Genomic DNA, 2,051 nt, shown 5'->3' with positions numbered 1-2,051 from the left:
GTTTCTAACGTCAGGTTTCCTGCGTCTTTGCCGTCTTCATCCACGGTCGCTATCAGCGCGCCATTGATTTGGGTGTGACCATCAACCTTGATGGTGGCGGTTTCTCCAGCGGTGAGGCTGGTGAGAACAGTGTCAGTCTGATACGTGCGGCCGCTGCTGGCATTCAAGCCGCCATTGGCTCCCGTGACGTTACCCTCACTGCCCGCGACATCGACGACGCCGTTGCTGTCTACTTTGCCGCCACCTAAGCTAATGCCCGCGCTGACGCCCCGCGATTTATTGTTGCTGCTGTGTCTGTCCTGCACTGATTCCACGGTGAGGTCGCCGCCCACATTCAGGGCAAGCTCGCTCTGTGCATCCACATTGGCACCACGTACGGTGGTATCACCGGTGGAGGTGATAGCAATATTGTCTGCCGTCAGGGTGCTGTTAATGTGGGTGGTAGAGGACGACTGACTCTCGCTCTCACTGCCGTTAAGGCTGACGGATATACCGGATGTCGCACCATAGGCGGTGGCTTGAACGGAACCAGATACCGTTTTATTGTTGCTGCTTGACTGGCTGGTTTCCTGCGCAGCGAGCAGATTCACTTCGTTGGCAGCGATAGAGAGCGAGTCCGTCGCGGCGAGGTGGCTGCCTTTGATGATGGCTTCATTGCCTTTCTCGTTCCCAGCCTGAATAGTAATGTTGTTACCGGCCAACTGCGACGCCTGAGACTTGGTCTGGCGGGACTCGGTCTGGGTTTTACTGCCTTCGATATCTAACTGAATACCGGCATTGAAACCATAGGTCGCGGTCGATTGCGCCGCCGCCGCCGTTTGCTGAACCAGTGCGGTGGTTTTCGCGGTGACATCCACTGCAGCCAACGCAATGCCGCTGACATACCATTCCTCATCGCCTTTCACATCTGCAATCAGGCCTTTCAGTTCAATAATATCGGCCTGCGTGACGCCGGGCTTATTAGCCGCCAGCTCCTGCTCCAGTTTGGAAAGGGTCGTGTTTAGGGTATCCAGCTGTTTTTTGTACTGACGATAGTCATTTTTCGCCTGCTTCAAGGCTTTGGTGGATTCTTGCAATGCTTGTGCAGCTTTTGCCACCTCCACCGCCTGGTGTTGCACCACCACGCTCACTTCAGCTTTGCCGTGGGTTTCTTCAGTTTGCGTTTGGCGGGAGTTGGTCACGTCGGTAATTCGGACACTGTCACCTGCTTTCAGCGTCAGGTCACCGTTCTGATTGGCATTCGCATCTGCGACCAGCGTTGAGCCTTCAATGTTGATATCAGAGGCTGCATCGATAGCCACGTCACTGTTCGCCACCAAGCTTGAGCCCTGATACGTGGTTTCGTCGGTGCGGGTATCTACTTTGTCGTAGGTCGCTTCAGCCAGCTTGAACTTGGCCTGTCCACTTTCCAGTGAATCGGTGTAGTTGCTGGTGTCCATGAGTTCTGTCAGCACATCACCGGCGCTGATGGAGATCTTTTCATGCTCTTCGTAAGTGGTATGGCTTTCCCTGGCGGCCAGAATGTCCACATTGCCGGTGTCTGCCGTCAGCGCAGCGTTTTCACTGGCACCCAGCTCTGAGCCCACGACTTTGATGCTGCCCGCGTTGACCGTGAGGTTACCACCTGACTGCACCTGGCTTTGTGCGGCCGTAGTGTGCTCCTCACCCTGAAGGTCGAAAGACTGGCTGTATAAATCACCGCCACTGAAGAAGCTGGACTCTTTGGTCCACTGCTCAGACTGGGTGACCATTTCACCTGCGGCAATCAGCACTTCGTCCAATGCTTGCAGATTGACGTCACCGTCTGCCACGATATCGCTAGCCAATACCTGCAAATCCTCGCCGGATTTCACGACGATGTTCTGGGCACTTAGCAGCTCTGATGCATCCAGCGCCTGTTTGGAAGTCGCATCGACCGATTGCTTTGAGGAAAGACCGCCAAAGCCTTTTTTGATGGTTTCGTGGCGGGAGAACTCACGGTATTCCTGCGCCTGAATGGTCACATCACCATCCGCCACCAAGGTCACGTCACCTTGCGCGTCCAGCGCCGA

The 2,051-nt window shown here is 55.2% G+C and carries 1 protein-coding gene; it reads right to left on the bottom strand.

Going from position 1 to position 2,051, the window contains the following annotated elements; translation table 11 throughout:
- Positions 1-2,051, bottom strand: a 2,051-nt coding sequence (locus GMA8713_RS25510) for a hemagglutinin repeat-containing protein (RefSeq protein WP_198159591.1), incomplete at both ends; no start/stop codon positions are given.

It is taken from the genome of Grimontia marina (assembly GCF_900060185.1).
GTDB lineage: Bacteria > Pseudomonadota > Gammaproteobacteria > Enterobacterales > Vibrionaceae > Enterovibrio > Enterovibrio marinus.
Note: the sequence above shows the minus strand (reverse complement) of the source record. Positions and strands in the feature narration are given on the sequence as shown.